Raw genomic sequence first — 16,545 nt, 5'->3', positions numbered from 1 at the left:
TTATACCTTTTCTATCGAAGCTGAACTGAAGCGGTAACCGCTAAATAAAGCCTCTGAATTTAGATTTGAATCAAAAGTCGGTAAAAGTACTATTTCACCACTTATTTTATTATCACTTACAATGTTTGCAACAAGCTCACCATTATCAGTTTTTACTTTTACACTATCACCTTCGTTAAAGTCACTTGAACTTAGGTAATCTGCACTCATATATACACCGCTTACTTCATCTACATTTGTAGCTTTGTTTGTAAACTCAGAAAATTGTCTAACAGGGTTAGCTAAGTAAACTAAAGTTCCTTCTAGTTTATCTTCACCAAACGGAGCAACTTTTTGGTTTGTACTTTTCTTAACTTTTACATTTTCAAGCACGTAACCACGTTTTTCTGTTCCGTCATTTTCATAGTGATTTGGAAGAGAATCAAAATCTACTGTTTTAAATCCAGCATCTTCTGGAAGCTGTGCAGTGTAATCAACTGTAAATTCAGCTTTTAGACCAAGTGCATTTGCTATATCATTTAATACATAACCGTTGTACGGTAGTGCTGCATTTGTAGGGTTAACTCTTTTATTTATAGAAGTTAAAGTACCCTCTTGCTGGTTCATCGCCGGCATATCTAAATCACCGTTACCTAAAGCAGATAAAGTAAAATCACCTTTAGTGTTATAACCAACTGTATATCCACTAGCAGTCTCATCCAAGTCACAAATTAGACTTACACCTAAAGTATTTGTTAGAGTCGGGATCATTGTTACACCAAAATCTGTACATTTTTCAATTAATCCAAGTAAACGAGCACAGTTTTTAGAGTTTGGATGGTTATATAGATCCGGTCCTGCTATTAGAGCAAAAGTATCTTTTTTAGCAAGATTTTTATTTAATGTTTCCATAAATTTATCATCTAAACCTAAAACAGCTAAAAGAGCGTTGTCATCAACCACTACATCTTTTTCAACTTTTTTAGGAACCATCTTTTTCTTCTCTACCTGAACCTCTTCCTCTTCACCTGTCTCTTCATTAACTTTAGTCTCTGTTACCATCTCTATAACTTCTTCTTTAATAGTTTCAGTTACAGTTACAGTTTTTTCAGAGTGGAAAGATGCTAAATACTCTTTCACATCAGCAGGCAAATTGTCTTTTTCAGCAAATAGATCAAGTACTAAATAAAGTGCTGCCTCTTCTTGTAGTGGTGCATGCTCTACTGTCATAATAGACTTACCTAGACCCTCAATAATTGGATCTTTTACAGGGTGGAAGTATAAACCAGCACCTTTGTTTACAGTCATAGAATTATTAAGTGCATATCTAGCATTTGGATTATCGCTCTTAAGTGCAGTACCGATAGAAACAACGAAGTTAGAGTTATGAGTAGCTTTTAAGTCGTTTCCGTACAGTTTTGTTCCACTTACTTCACTATAATTATTTAAAAATGTTTTGAATGCATATGCATCTTTATTTACTAGTTTAGCACCTGTTTTTTCTTTGATCTTTTGTAAGATCAATGCTTCTTCATTTGTAATAGTTGATGTAAATTCAATAGACTCAGCTTTATTAAACGCTTCAACTGCAGATGCAAATGCAGCTTCGTCTTTACCTTCAACTCTGTTTTCATAGTCAAATGCATAACGTCCTGCACCACAAAGTGATACATAGTTCCACTCATTCATAACACGATAAATTTTCTTAGTATCATCCGAAACACTTGTATGTTTAACATCGTAAGAGATCTGACATCCTGCAGAACAGTGTCCACAAGTAGCTGGAATCTGCTCTAATTCCCAAGCGTTTGATTTATACATAAACTGAGTATCTACAAGTGCTCCAACAGGACAAACTGCAGCACATTCACCACAAGATGTACAATCAAGCATATCTTCACCGCTTGTTAAACCTATTACAGATTTGTTAAGCTTATTCCACATAGCATATGCATCTTTAGGCATTGTCTCTTTATACTCAGCATCTAATGCATCAGCACCACGCGGTACAGTTTTTAAAGAGTTGTCACCGATCATATCTTTACATGCAGTTGAACATCTCTCACAAACTATACAAAGGCCCGGATCATAGTGAAGGTGACCCCAATCTTTCGCTTCACGGTTCACATCTTTGATGGCATAACTTTGTGAATCAACGCCTAGTTCAAGTGTATAGTTTTGAAGTTCACACTCACCACTTTGATCACAAACACCGCATTGTAGAGGGTGATTTACATCATAAACCTCCATAATTGCACGGCGTTCTTTTTCAATGTTCTCAGTAGAAGTGGTAATATTCATACCCTCTTTAGCCTTGGCATTACAAGCATACACCTGTTTACCATCAGCTTCTACCAAACAAATTCTACATGCAAGAGTTGGACTACATCTTGTTAAATAACAAATTGCAGGTATAAATATATCATTTGCGCGCGCTGCATTTAATATAAATTCACCCTCTGTAGTTTGAATCTCTTGATTATCTATTGTAATTGTAATACTGCTACTCATTTATTACCTCTAACTTTACTTGATTGTATCTATAATTTGATGATTTTGAATCGACATCGAAAGTAGGATTATAGGCAATCGTACCTTTTAAATGTCTATCGAGTTGAAAGTTTCTTACATACTCTATTCCATCAATTATAAATTTCACTTTATCTCCAGACTTTATTTTAGCTGCCATTGCAAATTGCTCAGAACCTACTAAATCAGTCTTTTCCATAATCTGTTTACAGTCTTTTGTAAAGATTGAAAACTGATCTATTGGATTTTTACTATATACAACACTTCCGTTAAACTCACCTAATTCTTCTACTTCATCCAGTTTTGGTCTTTTTCTATTGCTTTTTGCTTCAATTTTGTAACCACGGTATTCATTTCCGATATTGTCATAAAAATAATCAAGTTCATCAAATGCTATATCTTTAAAACCTAACTTGTGAGTATAATCAATAGTATTTTCACTAACTACACCTAAGGCTGAAGCTAAATCGTTTAACTCATAACCTTTATACTCAACACCTGAATTTAGAACAACAAGATTTTTGTCAATATTAACAAATGTCCCCTCTTGCTGATTTAAAGCAGGCATATCTAAATCACCGTTACCTTTTGCACTCAACGTGTAATCAGCTTTAACGTTGTAACCTACACTTAGTCCATCTTGAGCCTCATCTAGATCACAGATCAGACTTACACCAAGTGTATTTGTTACAGGTGGAATTACAACAACTTTGAACGAAGTATTTTTTTGTAAATATCCTGCAATAAGTGCTATGTTGTTCGCACGAGGATGATTAATAACATCTTCACCGATTATTAACATTGGGTTGTTTTTTCTAAAATATCCACGTTTTAACTGTTCTAACTCTTCTTCAGATATATTGCTCTCACCACAAAGATAACCTAAGTCAAGTGAATCAAAAAAATCTTGTTGATTTGACTTATCTTCAACAAATGTATCAGCTATCATAGCTAAGGCAGCTTCTTCACTTCCAACTTCATTTTTAATAAATAAAGATACTAAGTTTGCAATAGAGCTTTCCTCTACTGGGTGTACAGATGCTACATATGCTTTATTATGGTTTACAGCTTGTGCAAGTGAAAATCTGATCATAGGATTATCAGAAGATATTGAACATCCAACTGAGATTACATAATCACTTTTTTTAATATCTTCGAGTGTCCCATTATATAGTAAAGTATTTGCTGATGATGCAAAACTCTCCATAAACTCTTGATATTTTTTAGCTTCATCATTTACAAGGTTAAATCCAAGTTTTTTCTTTAACTCATTTAAAATATAAGCTTCTTCATTAGTTATTGCAGAAGTGAATATTACATTTTTAGCACTTTTTAAATTTTGAAGTGCATCAGCAAATGAATCTTCATCTTTGTTTAGAACCTTGTTTTCATAATCAAATCCAAATCTTCCTGCACCACATAGTGATGAAAACTCTGATTCGTTAGTAACTCTAAGAATACTATCACCTTTGGACTCGTAGTTAAGTGAACACGCACTTGAACAATGTGCACATGCTGATGGAACCTGTTTTAGCTCCCATGCATTTGATGAATATTTAAACTCTGTAGAAGCCATTGCTCCAACAGGACAAACAGATATACACTCACCACATTCTATACAGTTCTTGCGATTTATATCGATCTCAGATTTGTATCCACCCGGTTTAATATAAAGTGCTTCACTACCTACAACTTCGTTACAAACAGCTGTACACTTTTCACAAAGAATACAAAGACCCGGATCATAAGTGTGAACACCCCACTTTTTCTTCTTACGTGCTTGATCACGTACTGCAAACGTTTGTTCTTCAACTGAAAACTCAAGAGTTTTATTTTGAAGATCACACTCACCAGACTTATCACAAACACCACACTGTAAAGGGTGGTTTACATTGTACATCTTCATGATATTCTGACGCTCTTTGTAAAGTGAATCTGAATCAGTTTTTACTTCAATACCCTCTACAGGAGGAGTATTACATGAAAGTACGAAACCATCTTGACCTTCAACCTCTACACAACACATACGACATGATGCATTAGCTGTAGTTTTTGGCAGATAACACATAGTAGGTATATATATACCTTCACGTCTTGCAACGTCTAAGATAGTCTCACCTTTGTTAGCGCTAAATTCTTGTCCATTAATTTTAAACTTAATCATAGCGCCTCCTTACCTAGCTACCATAGCGATGTAGTAACAACGCATACAACGTTCAGCTTCGCTAATCGCTTGTTCTTGCGTAAAACCAAAATTAACTTCTTGGTTATTATACTTACGAATATTTACATCTAGAACTTCAGATTTTTGACGAGGAACACCGGCTAACCAACCAGTAATTTTCTCATTTTTGTCATAAACCTTCATTTTTCTTAAGTGATCTTCCATTATCTCATCATCAGTTAATGTAATCTCACCACCGTTTTGAACATAACGGCTAATTACAGATGCTGCACGTTTTGCTTGACCAACTGCATTAACAATAGTCATTGGACCATATTCACAGTCACCTGCTGCAAAGATCCCTTTACGGCTAGTCATGTAATCTTTACCGTTTGTTTTAAGTGATGCCCAAGACGTCATCTCTAATTCCCACTCTTCTGGTAAGTGTGAAAAGTCAGCCGACTGAGAAACAGCAGGGATTAGATAATCAACCTCAATAGTCTCAGTAGCACCCTCAATTTTAACTAACTGTGGACGACCACCATCAGGGTCAGGTACTAGCTCAAACTTGTCTACATCAAGTGACTTTAATACATCGTTTTCATCATTCATTTTTGCAACTGCCGAGTGGAAAATAAACTCTACACCCTCTTCAACTGCTTCATGGTACTCTTCGTAGGTAGTGTTACGGATAATTGTTTTTTCATCACGACGATAAAGCATAATTACACGCTTAGCACCTGCACGAATTGAACAACGAACAACGTCCATAGATGTAAAACCACCACCAACACATGCAACTGTTTTGCCAGTTAGGTCAACATGATCAGTTGGAAGCATTTGCTGCTTCTGAACATGTTCAGGTGTTGTAATATCGAATTTTTCATACAGGTTTATCCAATCAAGAAAATCGATTGCACCCCAGTAACCTTGAATCTCTGTACGTTCGTTATCACATCTTACTTTTTTAGAAAGTCTAGTTCCTGAAGCTATCATAGTCGCATCGTAGTCTGTCTCAAACTGACGCATCTCATCAGCTGTTACTTTATGATTCATTATAAAGTTAACACCAAGATCTTTTACGGCTTCTATATCTTTTTGATATTTACCCCAAGGCATACGATATTCAGGTACACCGACAGTAACTTCACCACCAAGAACTGGAAGTTCTTCATAAACATCTACTTCTACACCATCAAGTGCTAAATAGTATGCTGTAGTTAAGCCTGCAGGTCCTGCACCGATAACTGCTACTTTTTTTCCTATAGGAGCTTTTTTCTTGCCCTTGCCAGGATGGTAAAAACCAAGACCGTGATCTGTTTCATAGTCAGCACCAAGACGTTTTAACTCCATAATAGATATAGGAGAATCAAGATTTGTTCTTCTACACTCATCTTCACACGGGTGCGGACATACACGTCCACATGTATGTGCAAGAGGCATTGTTTGTCTAGTAGCACGTAGAGAATCATCTAGTCTTAAATCGCGAACACCTTCAATATATGCAGGAATATCAACATGCGCAGGACATGCATCCATACAAGGTGCAGTAATTTTAGCTATATAATCCACATCTTCGTTATAGTGTTTTGATGGTTTTTGGCTATTGATACACTCTAAAAAAGTATCTTCAAAATGTGTCATAAGATCAAGCAGTGGATTTGGTACAGTTTTACCAATCTCACACTTAGATGTCAGCTGCATAGATTTACAAACCTCTTTTAAATGGTCCATATCTGATACACTACCTTCACCACGAGCAATCTTATCTAGTAGATCGTATAAAATACGTCCGCCCCAACGTCCAGGTGCACATCTACCACACGCTTCAGAATACTCTTGATATTGATGAGCATATTCAGTAGCCAGCTTTACAACATCTATATTTTCATCAAATATAGCTACACCATCCCAACCTATAAACGCTTTAGAAGAAGAATGTTCATTATATTGAACAGGTAAATTATAAGCTGATTCTTGCCATTCAGCTTCAGGCTTACCGATATTGTTGATCTGCTCTTCGCGCCACGTTGAGAAATATACTTTACTCAAAACTAACCCTTAACCTTTTTTAACAACGATAGTCCAGTCAACTTCGTTGAATTTTAATGAATTAAGAAGCTCATATCCGCATTCTTTTACTAAGTCTGCCGAATTTTGAACCGGTGTAAAATCACCGATTTCAAATAAAAATATAGCAACTTCACCTGCTTTATGCTCGTCTAAAATCTCTTTCATACGAGGTTCATAGTTATCTTTTAAATGTCTAAGGTCATATCTTTTCATTATCTATCTACCTCACCAAATACGATATTTGTAGTACCGATGATCGATACAACATCCGGAATATAGTGACCAGGTAATAGGTCAGTTAAAATTCCTGTATGCCAGAAAGACGGCGCACGAAGTTTAAGTCTATACGGATAAGCTCCACCTTGAGAATTGATAAAGAAACCAAGCTCACCTTTTGGAGATTCAGTCGGAACATAAACCTCACCTACAGGTGGACGCATACCTTGAGTTACAAGTACAAAGTGTTGCATTAATGAGTAGTTCTGAGTCATAATGTCTAACTTTGGAGCTGAAACATACTGAGGTGCATGAGCCATAAGTTCAGTTTGGTTGTTTTTTACAGTCTCTTGATACATATCTATTGTTTGATAAAGGATCTTCGCAGACTCTCTCATCTCTTCCATGTAGATACGGTAACGAGCATAGTTATCACCTTTGTCAGAGTAAGGAACATTAAACTCAACTTCATCGTATAACTCGTACGGCTCTTCTTTACGGATATCCCAAGCTACACCAGATGCACGAAGCATTGGACCTGTACAACCCCAAGATAGTGCCATATCAGTTGGTATAGTACCAACCTCTTCCATTCTCATTAACCAGATACGGTTTTGATCAAGTAGATCTTCGTAATCTTTAATGTTTTGAGGTAGTTTATCTAAGAAAGTTTTTAGCTGAGCTATAAAACTGTCTTGAATATCTAAAGGTACACCACCGATACGGATAGCTGCATGAGTTAAACGTGCACCACAGTAACCTTCCATAATATCCATTAAATATTCACGTTCACGGAATGCAAATAAGAATACTGTCATTGCTCCGATATCAAGTGCCGTTGTAGCTAACCAGAAAAGGTGAGACATTAAACGGTTGATCTCTAAAAGCATCATACGAATTACTTTTGCACGACGAGGTACTTCTAAACCTACAAGTTTTTCAACTGCTAATGCAAAACCGTAGTTGTTTGAAGATGAAGCGATATAATCCATACGGTCAGTTGTCGGCATGAACTCATTGTAGATCATGTTTTCAGCCATCTTCTCCATACCACGGTGAAGGTATCCAACATCAGGATGTGCTTTTACGATTTGCTCTTGTTGAAGGTGAAGCATTAAACGTAACTGTCCATGAGCTGATGGGTGCTGAGGACCGAAGTTTAATATAAGTTCATTATCTTCTCTATCAAAAGTAATATTTTCAAAAAACGGCGTTAATCTATTTTTTACTTGTGCCATACTTTTACCACCTATCTTTGAGGATCATCAATAACTTTTGATGACTCTTTATCTAATTTTTTAATCATAAATACACCGCCGTCTTCTTGGTAAGACTGTGCTTTATCTTTATTTTCTTCTTTATCCGGATCCATTCCCTTAGGTACTTCATGACCAAGACGTGCAAAACGCTCAGAATCATATCTGTCAATACGAGCAGTATCACGAAGTTCAGGCCCGATAATATCGCGTGCTTCTTTTCCGTAAATTTTATCAACTTCATACCATGCAGCAAACTCATCACCTTGCAGTGGATAAGTTTTAAGAAGAGGGAAACCTTGCCAGTCATAAGGCATTAGTATACGCTTCATAAACGGGTGTCCGTTTGCTTCGATACCGAACATATCGAACATCTCACGCTCACTCCAGTCAGCACAGCGGAAAAGGCTAGATACAGAATCAACAGCCTGACCATCTTTGATAGCCATTTTGATACGAATACGTTTACGCTTAGCCATACTTAACATCTGATAGAAGATCTCAAACTCACCGCGATCAGCTAAAAAGTCAATAGCACTCATCTCTGAAAGCTGTGTATATTCTAACTCATCTCTCATAAGCTCTAATACACCGTAAATATCTGATGGATTGATCCATACAGTCATTTGCTCAATTTGGATAAATGCATCCAATACTTCAAACTTAGCTTTAATAGCATTCAGATCAGCTAAAAACTGTGCATCACTTTCTACATCAAACTTTGCAACTTGTGGAGCTTTCCAATATCTGTCTGTGTAGTAAGGTTTTTTTTGTACATTATCTTTTGGTTTATATGCTCTCATTACATTAACCTTTTAGCTTTTTGTGCACGACCTGCTTTGTTTGCACGAATTTTCTTTTGAAGTAACATAACACCATACTGAAGTGTCTCTGGACGAGGTGCACAACCTGGAAGGTATAAATCAACAGGGATAATTCTGTCAGCCCCTTGAACAGTTGCATATGTGTTAAACATACCACCAGTATTTGCACATGAACCCATAGAGATAACCCATCTAGGCTCAGTCATTTGATCATAAAGACGTTTAATGAATTCAGCGTGCTTTTTAGTTAAAGTACCTGCTACGATCATAACATCTGCCTGACGAGGAGATGCACGGAAAATAGTACCAAAACGGTCAAAGTCATATCTTGACGCACCTGATGCCATCATCTCGATACCACAACAAGCAAGACCATAAGTAAGTGCCCATAGTGAGTTCGAACGTCCCCAGTTAGCAATCTTATCAATAGATGTAAGTGCTACAGGTAAACCACCATCTTGTGTATAATTTATTTTATGTTGTGCCATTCAAGCGCTCCTTTCTTCCATGCATAAACAAAACCTATTGCTAATAATGCGATAAACATTAGCATCTCAGCTAAACCAAACCAGCCTAATGCTTTATAATCAACTGCCCACGGAAACATGAAGATAATCTCCACATCAAAAAGTAAAAACAGTAATGCAAATAAGTAAAATTGTGGTGAAACTCTATTTGGTTGTTTCGTAACTTCCGGTCCACACTCATAAACTGAAAGTTTAATCTTTTCAGTATCTTTTGCCGCTAAAGCACGACTTGCAAGTCTTGCAATTATCGTAGTTCCTATAAATGCACCAAATGTTATTACAAATAGTACAAATACACCAAAATACGGATTTGCAGTAGTAATATGCTCCATCTAAGCTATCCTTCAATATATATCTTTTGATTCCCTATTTTTTGCCATTAAAATACCCATGACATGACTATAGAAAAAACAGTTACTTGCACTATATCAAAAAGAGTATTAAATGAAGTTGTGAAAAGAAATAAGAATTGATAAATGTAACAAAATGCAACATCAAAATTATAGATAAAAAACTATATGTGTAGAAAAGTAATAGTTTTTCACCCTAAATATACAAAATATGGAAGATTTGTAACTATTCTAAAAATCCCATGACTTTTTCAGAATCAAAATTTCCAACTTTTTCTCTGTGGATCTCATCTGCGAAATCTTTCATTGTAAAAAGAGGTTTATCTTTAACTGCCACCTTATATGCAGTATTTTTTACAATGAGATTTATTTGACCACCAGAAAGAGGATAATGAGCTAACTTTTTAATAGAAAAATCTTTCTCGTAAGGGGCTTTTTTAGGAAGCATTTTTTCCCAAAGCTGTTCCCTTTGAGCCTCATTTGGTTTTTTGAACTCTATTTTATAGTTAAAACGTCTAGAGAATGCTTTATCAATATTTTCAAGTAGATTCGTAGTAGCTATAAGCATGCCTCTGAAGTTTTCAATTTGTTCTAAAAATATGTTTTGCATCTGATTATGCATCTGATCTGAACCTGTAATGTTACCGCTTGAGCGTGAACCTAGAAATTGATCTGCTTCGTTTAGTAATAGTATTGGTTCTGTTTTAGTCTTCTCAGTCAGATCATAAAATGTATCAAAAATTTTACGTACATTTTTTTCACTCTCACCTACATACATAGAAAGAATTTTAGAACAATCAAATGCTAGAACCTGACGCTTAAGTGATTTTGCTAACGAATATGCCGTCATTGTTTTACCGGTTCCAGCAGCTCCGTAAAAAATAATACGCGCATCTATTCCGCGTTTTTTGTCTTTTATACCCCACTCCACAAGGCGGTTTACAACCTCTTTATCAACCTGACGCATCAAGTTATCAAGCGTGTCCCTAGTATCTGGGCTTAATACAACATCATCAAGTGAAGTTGTAGGCTCAACAAGTTCAAAAATATCTTGTTCTTCTATAAGTGCGTTTAGTTTTAAGCGTGTTACTTTTTTATTTTTATTTGGATGGATTATACTTTGAAGTACATCATCAGCTATATAAAATGCACGGCTGATTCCACCAAATGGATTTAGCATCTCTTCATAATCAATTATACCTTCACTTAAAAGGTGTGAACCCTCTTCTAATAGTGAACGGTTTTTTATACGATCATACTCATCTATTGAGATTAGATCAATAAGAGTATTCATCTCTCTTAAAGATGCATCTGTCGCTGAGTATTCTTCACGTAAAAGTGCTATAAATATAACCTGCTCTAACCCTTCCATCTTTTTTTGTTTGAAAAACTTATCTAAAACAAGTTTCTCTTCCGTTTGTTCAACTCTTTGCTCAATTCTTGCTTCAAGCAGTTTTAGCTTGTTTTGAATTCTCTCAATCCCAAGCGAGTGTTCATGTACATTTTGACGAATTGAGCTTATCTTTTGATATAACTCTATTCTAAAGAACTGATCTTGCAGATATTCCAGATGATCTATATATGGTTTTGCTTCTGGAAGATCCATCTCTGCAGTAACATCCTGCATCAATTTTAAAAATGATGCAGCTAATCCTACAGCAGTATTTAAAAGCTCTAATGGTGTTACTTCAGCTATTTTCATAGGTGTGAAACTTTGCTGATTTAACCAACCAAGTTCAAGAAGATTTTTAATCTCTTTTAAATGTGCTAGGTACTCATAGTTATCTGCTCCAAAAAGACTTTGCAGTATATCTAGAACTAAGACATCATCATTACCTTCTACATATTTAAAAGCTAAATACTGAAGGATTTTAGCCTCGTTTTCACTACATTTTAATTGTGAAAATATTTGCGATTTAGCTATATTTTTTTCTTTTAAAAATTCTACTAATGTTTTCAAAAAAATCCTTAAAATTTATATCCTATACCCGTAGATACAAGTAATATATTTGAATCAGTAAACTCACCGCTTAAGTGAGAATTATTAACTTTTCTGTCATCACGCATTGAATACAATGTTGATATTCCAAAGTCTAACTTTTCATTTACCTGATATCTCATACCTACCGATACAGACGTAGAGTCAGAATCAGGTAATTCAGGTCCTAGAGTTGATTCTGGTATTGGAGTGTTATCAAAAACTATACCAGCCATTAACTTGTATTTCTCTAACTGATGCGTAACACCAAAACGGTATGCACTCACATCACTCCAGTCTTTTAAACTAGGTGTTCCAAATACTGCTTCTCCCACTACATCTTCAAAGTCAAAATTCAAACTATTATAAGATGACCAAAAATTTCTCTCATATACAAATTCAACTGTTGTTTTTTCAGCAATTGTATATGCCAAAGCTATGTTTAAAGATGCCGGTAGCGGTACTGATACGCTAACTCCGACTTTTCTTTGGGGATTAATTAACGCCATATGATATATATCGGCATCACCGTCTAAAGTCAGATCAATATTTGAACGATAAGTCACACCTACCTCAACTTCTTTAGTTGGTTTATATGCAAGTGCTAAGTTATATCCAAAATCCAAAGAATCACCCTCTAGTTTTTGTAAATATACGGTAGGAATCTGAGCTTTTACAACGCCTGAACTGTACACCATTCTAAGTCCAGCTGCTAATGAGAACTTATCATTGAGCATATATGCAACACTGGGATTAAGCTCTATAGTTTGCAGGGAAAACTCTTCTGAGAGTGCAGCTGCAGGCTGCTGAGACCATCTTTTTGAAAGTCCGCCCGGACTAACCATACTTAAAGCATAACGAACCTGTCCAACTTTAGGTGATATATAATGAAAAGAAGGAACTAAAAAGTCTTCTTTCTCTGAGCTTGTAGCTACACCGTTTGTAGTTCCGAGTAATGTTGTAACACTACCTTTATAATCAACCTTGCTTAATCCTATATATATAAGGTCTAGTTCCATTTGTGAACCGTCACTCATAAACGAGATGTTCGCCGGATTATAATAAGCTGAATCAACACCTGAAGAGTGTGCTACAACTGCTGAACTAAGTGCTACTGCATTAACTGATTTTTCAGGTATATTGTATCCCCCTGCAAGTAATGCAGAAGCTGCAAACATTGGTACAAAAACTTTTTTCATTTATTCTCCCCTAGATCGTATATTGACAAATCTTACAAAACTATAGCTTAACTTATTCTACAAATGAGTATAACAGCTCAATTTCCTGTTTCCAAATGTCACTATTTATAGTCTCTAACACAAGTGGAATATCATCCATCCTTTCATCATTCATAATAAACTTAAAGGCATCAAGACCTATTTCACCTTCACCTATTGAATGGTGTCTGTCCTTTTTACTTCCAAGTGGCGGCTTAGAATCATTTATGTGCATACCCATAAGTTTGTCACGACCTACAACTCTGTCAAACTCACCCCATGTTTTATCATAAGCTTCGCGAGTACGGATATCATATCCTGATACAAACATATGGCAAGTGTCTATACAAACACCGACACGACTTTTATCTTCAACCTTATCTATAATGTAAGCAAGATGCTCAAACGTATAACCTAAGTTTGTACCTTGACCCGCCGTATTTTCTATAACTGCTTTTACATTGTTTGTACGATCTAGGGCTATATTTATAGATTCGGCTATAACGTCTAAACATCTCTCTTCAACATCACGTAAAAAGACCTCATCTTTTTTCTCTTTAGCAGATAACTTTACAAGATGACTTCCAGGATGAAAGTTAAGACGATCAAGTCCTAAAACTTCACAACGCTCTAACTCATCTATAAAAGCGTTTCTACTTTTTTCAAGCTTATCCTCTTCAGGATGTCCAAGATTGATAAGATAACTATCGTGTGGAAGTATATGTTTTGGCAAAATTCCAGATTTTTCAAGACTCTCAAACCATAGATCAAGAGTTTTTGCATCAAAAGGTTTTGCATCCCAACGTTTTTGGTTTTTCGTAAAAAGTGCAAATGCCTTTGCACCAATATCCATAGCATGATTTACTGCGTTTTGAACTCCACCGCTTGCACTTGTATGTGCACCAACAAATTTATTTGACATTGTTTACTCCGCCTCTTTAAATTTAAATATTATGTTATTTTTCATATCTTTAAAAAAAGTAGTTTTAGCATCTACTTTATACTTTATGTCTACATCTTCATTTTGGATCTTTTGAAAAAAACCGTTATCTGTTTTAGTTAAATTTATCGAATCATATATAGGTTTTGATAAAAGTATATTTTGCATCAAATCACTTGGATATGAATGGTTTAAATAATCTGCATTAAAACCACTCTTTGTCATGCATCCTTCATCAACGCACACTAGATGGTTAATAGAGATCTTTTTAATACTGTTTCCGGCTATAAAAAGCTCCAATTCTATAGCTTTGTCAGAATTTCTTATATATCCAAGATCTGCAAACTTTATCTTTGGTGATTTTATTATGATTATTTTGCTTTGGGTGTGTTTATACTCTTTTAAACTACACCCTGAAAACATTAAAACTAAAGCTACTAAAAGATATCTCATAAGTGGAAGTTTAACATAAATAAAGAATTATCTTTTTTATGCTTTTAACTTGGTTTATATTCTTTATAAAATTTTTCAAATTCTTCCACAGGGAGTGGCTTAGAACAATAATATCCTTGGTAACAGTTACAACCTATCTCTTTAAGATACTCAACTTGTTCTTTTTGCTCTATACCCTCTGCAATGATATTCATATTTAAAGTTTGACCCATTTTAACTATAGTCTCAACAAATATCGATCCCTCTTTTGTATTAAAATCATCCATAAATACTTTGTCAATTTTTATATTATCGATTGGGAACTTTTTCAAATATGAAAGAGATGAATATCCAGTACCAAAATCATCCAGTGAGATAGTAAGTCCGTTTTCACGTATCATATTTAACGTATAAAGATTATTGTCATTCTCTTCTAAAAACAGATATTCCGTAACCTCTATATCAATTTTTGAGGGATCAACCTTTGTATCTTTAAGCAGTTTTGTAAGTTTATATTCAAAACTCCTATCAAGCAGTTGTTTTGTAGCGACATTTATAGATACTATAATATCTATCCCTTTTTCCTTCCAAGCAGCCTGTTGTTTAATCCCCTCTTCTAAAACCCAGTCGCCAAGTTCTGTAATAAACCCATTTTCCTCTGCAAGTGGAATAAACACATTTGGCGGGATCATACCTTTTGACGGGCTTATCCATCTAATTAAAGCTTCAACACCTAAAATTTCTCCGGTTTTTACATCTGTTTTAGGTTGATAATAGAGCTCATACTCTTTATCCTTAAGTGCTTGACGCATCATCTTATCAAGCGTTATTGTATCTTTAACTTTTTGATTAAGTTCCTCTGTAAAATAATGATAACATGCACGCCCGTTTTTCTTAGCCTCGTACATTGCCATACTAGCGTGTTGCATTAAAGATACTTCATCTTTTCCGTCTTTTGAATATATAGCTATACCTACACTACAAGTTATATTAACAGGATGAGTTTTTATAACCCACTGTGTACTAAGTGACTTTTGTATATTTTCAACTATCTTCGTCAATTCACTTAATGTGTCATATTGATGCAGAATAACTACAAATTCATCCCCTCCTACACGTGCTACAAAATCATTTTCAGGAATAGCCTCTTTGATTTTTGAAGATACTGATTTTAATAACTCATCACCTATTGTATGACCTAGTTCATCATTAACTGTTTTAAAGTGATCTATGTCTAAAAATAAAAATGCAAACTCTTTTTTATCATGCGCTGAGTCTGCGATTTGTCTTTTTAAATATTCATCCAAAGAGTGACGGTTTGCCAAACCGCTTAAAGAATCTGTTCTAGCCATTCTATACAACTCTTTTTGCTCTTTGTTAAGCCTTGAAAATGTTTGAACCATCGATGCACGTATAGCTTCGAGTTCTTTTATTTTAAATGATTTTGGAACAGCGCTCTGATAATATGCATATTGACGTAATTTTTCCAAAGGCCTTGCAATTATATATTTTATGATTGTCCATGAGACAAGCAGTAATATAATAGGCAATAGACCAAAATAAATTGAAAAATATATTTTATTTTGATTAAAATGCATATCGATCTCTTCATTATCAAACATAAATATTAATCTTAACGTGTGTTGCACGCCATTATCATAAAACCTAACAAGTCCCTCAATACCTTTTTGGGAATATATCTTTTCATATGCTGATAAAGTACTATCCGAAATCAAATCTGTTACATATGGGATACTATTATAAGATGGATCTGTCGTTACTACTATCTCATCACCTTCTACAACAAGTATAGCAGCTATATAATCGTTATTTGACGTGTATCTGTCTAAAATAGCACGGGAAGAGTTTACATTTGAATCTTGAGAGATATTTTTTGAAAGTATATAACTAAGTTCAGACATATTGTTTTTTAGAGAGTTTAATATAACAAGTGATGTTTCCTCTTTTTGCTTTAAATAATAGTTTGCAAAAATCAAGTATACGATTAAAAGCACAAACATCAGTGTAATTTGTGTAAATCTTTGTATTGTCAAAAGCAT

13 protein-coding genes are annotated in these 16,545 nt (G+C 35.0%); all 13 read right to left on the bottom strand.

Going from position 1 to position 16,545, the window contains the following annotated elements; translation table 11 throughout:
* The 13 genes from ABZA65_RS05560 to ABZA65_RS05500 all read right to left on the bottom strand — a co-directional run bounded on the left by ABZA65_RS05560 (position 1) and on the right by ABZA65_RS05500 (position 16,545).
* Positions 1 to 2,490 (bottom strand): NADH-quinone oxidoreductase subunit G, encoded by a 2,490-nt coding sequence (locus ABZA65_RS05560; RefSeq protein WP_373071511.1) that lies wholly within the window; start codon positions 2,488 to 2,490, stop codon positions 1 to 3.
* On the bottom strand, positions 2,483 to 4,672 hold the full coding sequence (locus ABZA65_RS05555) for a 2Fe-2S iron-sulfur cluster-binding protein (RefSeq protein WP_373071509.1): 2,190 nt from the start codon (positions 4,670 to 4,672) through the stop codon (positions 2,483 to 2,485). The genes ABZA65_RS05560 and ABZA65_RS05555 overlap by 8 nt, the downstream gene beginning before the upstream one ends.
* Before the next feature lie 9 nt (positions 4,673 to 4,681).
* Positions 4,682 to 6,724 carry an FAD-dependent oxidoreductase gene (locus ABZA65_RS05550; RefSeq protein ID WP_373071507.1) on the bottom strand — a complete coding sequence of 681 codons (2,043 nt, stop codon included), beginning with the start codon at positions 6,722 to 6,724 and terminating at the stop codon, positions 4,682 to 4,684.
* 9 nt (positions 6,725 to 6,733) lie between these two features.
* The gene (locus ABZA65_RS05545) at positions 6,734 to 6,958 is read right to left on the bottom strand and encodes an NADH-ubiquinone oxidoreductase subunit E family protein (RefSeq protein WP_373071505.1); all 225 of its coding nucleotides are present in this window, start codon (positions 6,956 to 6,958) and stop codon (positions 6,734 to 6,736) included.
* A complete protein-coding gene (gene nuoD, locus ABZA65_RS05540) occupies positions 6,958 to 8,199 on the bottom strand; it encodes an NADH dehydrogenase (quinone) subunit D (RefSeq protein ID WP_373071503.1) in 1,242 nt (413 codons plus the stop codon). The genes ABZA65_RS05545 and nuoD overlap by 1 nt, the downstream gene beginning before the upstream one ends.
* 11 nt (positions 8,200 to 8,210) lie before the next feature.
* A complete protein-coding gene (locus ABZA65_RS05535) occupies positions 8,211 to 9,020 on the bottom strand; it encodes an NADH-quinone oxidoreductase subunit C (RefSeq protein WP_373071501.1) in 810 nt (269 codons plus the stop codon).
* Positions 9,020 to 9,529 (bottom strand): NADH-quinone oxidoreductase subunit B family protein, encoded by a 510-nt coding sequence (locus ABZA65_RS05530; protein WP_373071499.1) that lies wholly within the window; start codon positions 9,527 to 9,529, stop codon positions 9,020 to 9,022. The genes ABZA65_RS05535 and ABZA65_RS05530 overlap by 1 nt, the downstream gene beginning before the upstream one ends.
* Positions 9,511 to 9,900 (bottom strand): NAD(P)H-quinone oxidoreductase subunit 3, encoded by a 390-nt coding sequence (locus ABZA65_RS05525; RefSeq protein WP_373071497.1) that lies wholly within the window; start codon positions 9,898 to 9,900, stop codon positions 9,511 to 9,513. The genes ABZA65_RS05530 and ABZA65_RS05525 overlap by 19 nt, the downstream gene beginning before the upstream one ends.
* A gap of 244 nt (positions 9,901 to 10,144) precedes the next feature.
* Positions 10,145 to 11,878: an ATP-binding protein gene (locus ABZA65_RS05520; RefSeq protein ID WP_373071495.1), complete on the bottom strand. Its 1,734-nt coding sequence runs from the start codon at positions 11,876 to 11,878 to the stop codon at positions 10,145 to 10,147.
* An 8-nt stretch (positions 11,879 to 11,886) separates the two neighbouring features.
* Entirely contained in the window at positions 11,887 to 13,095 is a 1,209-nt protein-coding gene (locus ABZA65_RS05515) for an OmpP1/FadL family transporter (RefSeq protein WP_373071493.1), read from the bottom strand.
* Positions 13,096 to 13,147: 52 nt separating this feature from the next.
* A complete protein-coding gene (gene nfo, locus ABZA65_RS05510; protein WP_373071491.1) occupies positions 13,148 to 14,035 on the bottom strand; it encodes a deoxyribonuclease IV in 888 nt (295 codons plus the stop codon).
* A 3-nt stretch (positions 14,036 to 14,038) separates the two neighbouring features.
* Complete coding sequence (locus ABZA65_RS05505; protein ID WP_373071489.1) at positions 14,039 to 14,506, bottom strand: hypothetical protein; 468 nt, start codon at positions 14,504 to 14,506, stop codon at positions 14,039 to 14,041.
* A gap of 44 nt (positions 14,507 to 14,550) precedes the next feature.
* Complete coding sequence (locus ABZA65_RS05500) at positions 14,551 to 16,545, bottom strand: EAL domain-containing protein (protein ID WP_373071487.1); 1,995 nt, start codon at positions 16,543 to 16,545, stop codon at positions 14,551 to 14,553.

This window comes from Sulfurimonas sp. (genome assembly GCF_041583195.1).
GTDB lineage: Bacteria > Campylobacterota > Campylobacteria > Campylobacterales > Sulfurimonadaceae > Sulfurimonas.
The sequence above is the reverse complement of the archived record's forward strand: the minus strand, read 5'-3'. Positions and strand labels throughout refer to the sequence as shown.

Bases quoted from the DNA above. Each gene is read 5' to 3' on its own strand.
- ABZA65_RS05555 (WP_373071509.1), bottom strand. From the start codon at position 4,672: ATGATTAAGTTTAAAATTAATGGACAAGAATTTAGCGCTAACAAAGGT.
- ABZA65_RS05515 (WP_373071493.1), bottom strand. From the start codon at position 13,095: ATGAAAAAAGTTTTTGTACCAATGTTTGCAGCTTCTGCATTACTTGCA.
- ABZA65_RS05560 (WP_373071511.1), bottom strand. From the start codon at position 2,490: ATGAGTAGCAGTATTACAATTACAATAGATAATCAAGAGATTCAAACT.
- nuoD (WP_373071503.1), bottom strand. From the start codon at position 8,199: ATGGCACAAGTAAAAAATAGATTAACGCCGTTTTTTGAAAATATTACT.
- ABZA65_RS05530 (WP_373071499.1), bottom strand. From the start codon at position 9,529: ATGGCACAACATAAAATAAATTATACACAAGATGGTGGTTTACCTGTA.
- ABZA65_RS05500 (WP_373071487.1), bottom strand. From the start codon at position 16,545: ATGCTTTTGACAATACAAAGATTTACACAAATTACACTGATGTTTGTG.
- ABZA65_RS05535 (WP_373071501.1), bottom strand. From the start codon at position 9,020: ATGAGAGCATATAAACCAAAAGATAATGTACAAAAAAAACCTTACTAC.
- nfo (WP_373071491.1), bottom strand. From the start codon at position 14,035: ATGTCAAATAAATTTGTTGGTGCACATACAAGTGCAAGCGGTGGAGTT.
- ABZA65_RS05525 (WP_373071497.1), bottom strand. From the start codon at position 9,900: ATGGAGCATATTACTACTGCAAATCCGTATTTTGGTGTATTTGTACTA.
- ABZA65_RS05505 (WP_373071489.1), bottom strand. From the start codon at position 14,506: ATGAGATATCTTTTAGTAGCTTTAGTTTTAATGTTTTCAGGGTGTAGT.
- ABZA65_RS05545 (WP_373071505.1), bottom strand. From the start codon at position 6,958: ATGAAAAGATATGACCTTAGACATTTAAAAGATAACTATGAACCTCGT.